Origin of the sequence: Xenorhabdus innexi, assembly GCF_002632485.1 — a bacterium.
Classification (GTDB): Bacteria; Pseudomonadota; Gammaproteobacteria; order Enterobacterales; family Enterobacteriaceae; genus Xenorhabdus; species Xenorhabdus innexi.
Genome location: NZ_NIBU01000030.1, coordinates 40348 through 43603 on the forward strand (window position 1 = coordinate 40348; position 3256 = coordinate 43603).

Here is a 3256-nt window from a genome sequence, read left to right on the forward strand (position 1 = left end):
TGCTCTTTAACAATCTGGAACAAGCTGAAAAATTTGAAACACTCAGTGATTTTGCTGTTTGACAGCAAGGTGATTGAGGAGTCTCTCAAAACCCCAATCCGAAGACACCTTCGGGTTGTGAGGTTAAGCGACTAAGCGTACACGGTGGATGCCTAGGCAGTCAGAGGCGATGAAGGGCGTGCTAATCTGCGATAAGCGCCGGGAAGGGGATATGACCCGCAAGACCCGGCGATACCCGAATGGGGAAACCCAGTGCAATCCGTTGCACTATCGTTTGATGAATTCATAGTCAAACGAGGCGAACCGGGGGAACTGAAACATCTCAGTACCCCGAGGAAAAGAAATCAACCGAGATTCCCCCAGTAGCGGCGAGCGAACGGGGAGGAGCCCAGAACCAACAACGGCTTGTGTGTCAGTGGAAGCGCCTGGAAAGGCGCGCAGTAAAGGGTGATAGCCCCGTACACGAAGACGCATAAGCCGGGAGTTCGACGAGTAGGGCGGGACACGTGGTATCCTGTCTGAACATGGGGGGACCATCCTCCAAGGCTAAATACTCCTGACTGACCGATAGTGAACCAGTACCGTGAGGGAAAGGCGAAAAGAACCCCGGCGAGGGGAGTGAAAGAGAACCTGAAACCGTGTACGTACAAGCAGTGGGAGCACCCTTTGGGGTGTGACTGCGTACCTTTTGTATAATGGGTCAGCGACTTATATTCTGTAGCAAGGTTAACCGTATAGGGGAGCCGCAGGGAAACCGAGTCTTAACTGGGCGTTAAGTTGCAGGGTATAGACCCGAAACCCGGTGATCTAGCCATGGGCAGGTTGAAGGTTGGGTAACACTAACTGGAGGACCGAACCGACTAATGTTGAAAAATTAGCGGATGACTTGTGGCTGGGGGTGAAAGGCCAATCAAACCGGGAGATAGCTGGTTCTCCCCGAAAGCTATTTAGGTAGCGCCTCGTGAATTCATCTTCGGGGGTAGAGCACTGTTTCGGCTAGGGGGTCATCCCGACTTACCAACCCGATGCAAACTGCGAATACCGAAGAATGTTATCACGGGAGACACACGGCGGGTGCTAACGTCCGTCGTGGAGAGGGAAACAACCCAGACCGCCAGCTAAGGTCCCCAAGTCATGGTTAAGTGGGAAACGAAGTGGGAAGGCTCAGACAGCCAGGATGTTGGCTTAGAAGCAGCCATCATTTAAAGAAAGCGTAATAGCTCACTGGTCGAGTCGGCCTGCGCGGAAGATGTAACGGGGCTAAACCATGCACCGAAGCTGCGGCAGCGACGCTTAGGCGTTGTTGGGTAGGGGAGCGTTCTGTAAGCCGTTGAAGGTGAATCGTGAGGTTTGCTGGAGGTATCAGAAGTGCGAATGCTGACATAAGTAACGATAAAGCGGGTGAAAAACCCGCTCGCCGGAAGACCAAGGGTTCCTGTCCAACGTTAATCGGGGCAGGGTGAGTCGACCCCTAAGGCGAGGCTGAAAAGCGTAGTCGATGGGAAACAGGTTAATATTCCTGTACTCGGTGTTACTGCGAAGGGGGGACGGAGAAGGCTATGTCATCCGGGCGACGGTCGTCCCGGTTTAAGCGTGTAGGTGGGCAGTCCTGGTAAATCCGGACAGCCGTTAACACTGAGGCGTGACGACGAGGCACTACGGTGCTGAAGTGACAGATGCCCGGCTTCCAGGAAAAGCCTCTAAGCATCAGGTAACATTGAATCGTACCCCAAACCGACACAGGTGGTCAGGTAGAGAATACTCAGGCGCTTGAGAGAACTCGGGTGAAGGAACTAGGCAAAATGGTGCCGTAACTTCGGGAGAAGGCACGCTGGCGCGTAGGTGAAGGGACTTGCTCCCGGAGCCGAAGCCAGTCGCAGATACCAGCTGGCTGCAACTGTTTAATAAAAACACAGCACTGTGCAAACACGAAAGTGGACGTATACGGTGTGACGCCTGCCCGGTGCTGGAAGGTTAATTGATGGGGTTATCGCTTTGCGAGAAGCTCTTGATCGAAGCCCCAGTAAACGGCGGCCGTAACTATAACGGTCCTAAGGTAGCGAAATTCCTTGTCGGGTAAGTTCCGACCTGCACGAATGGCGTAATGATGGCCAGGCTGTCTCCACCCGAGACTCAGTGAAATTGAACTCGCTGTGAAGATGCAGTGTACCCGCGGCAAGACGGAAAGACCCCGTGAACCTTTACTATAGCTTGACACTGAACACTGGTCCTTGATGTGTAGGATAGGTGGGAGGCTTGGAAGCGTGGACGCCAGTCTGCGTGGAGCCATCCTTGAAATACCACCCTTTAATGGCTGGTGTTCTAACGTAGGCCCGTTATCCGGGTTGCGGACAGTGTCTGGTGGGTAGTTTGACTGGGGCGGTCTCCTCCCAAAGCGTAACGGAGGAGCACGAAGGTTAGCTAATCACGGTCGGACATCGTGAGGTTAGTGCAAAGGCATAAGCTAGCTTGACTGCGAGAGTGACGGCTCGAGCAGGTACGAAAGTAGGTCTTAGTGATCCGGTGGTTCTGAATGGAAGGGCCATCGCTCAACGGATAAAAGGTACTCCGGGGATAACAGGCTGATACCGCCCAAGAGTTCATATCGACGGCGGTGTTTGGCACCTCGATGTCGGCTCATCACATCCTGGGGCTGAAGTAGGTCCCAAGGGTACGGCTGTTCGCCGTTTAAAGTGGTACGCGAGCTGGGTTTAGAACGTCGTGAGACAGTTCGGTCCCTATCTGCCGTGGGCGTTGGAAGATTGAAAGGGGCTGCTCCTAGTACGAGAGGACCGGAGTGGACGCACCACTGGTGTTCGGGTTGTCATGCCAATGGCATTGCCCGGTAGCTACGTGCGGCAGAGATAACCGCTGAAAGCATCTAAGCGGGAAACTTGCCTTAAGATGAGTCTTCCCTTGTCCCTTGAGGACACTGAAGGAGCGTTCGAGACGAGGACGTGGATAGGCTGGGTGTGTAAGCGTTGCGAGACGTTGAGCTAACCAGTACTAATGAACCGTGCGGCTTAACCTGACAACACCGAAGGTGTTTTAGGGTGTTTGAGAGAAAGACGAAGTTTCAAAGAGAAAATGCGGCATGAAAGCCGCAAGCAGCTTGTTCGGGATTGAAAACAGGATTTGTCTGGCGGCAATAGCGCGGTGGTCCCACCTGACCCCATGCCGAACTCAGCAGTGAAACGCCGTAGCGCCGATGGTAGTGTGGGGTCTCCCCATGTGAGAGTAGGACACTGCCAGACAT

At 53.8% G+C, this 3256-nt stretch carries 2 rRNA genes; both read left to right on the forward strand.

Going from position 1 to position 3256, the window contains the following annotated elements:
• Nucleotides 1-121 precede the first annotated feature (121 nt).
• Nucleotides 122-3031, forward strand: a 23S ribosomal RNA gene (locus Xinn_RS23695).
• Nucleotides 3032-3138: 107 nt separating this feature from the next.
• Nucleotides 3139-3254, forward strand: a 5S ribosomal RNA gene (gene rrf / locus Xinn_RS23700).
• Nucleotides 3255-3256: the final 2 nt, after the last annotated feature.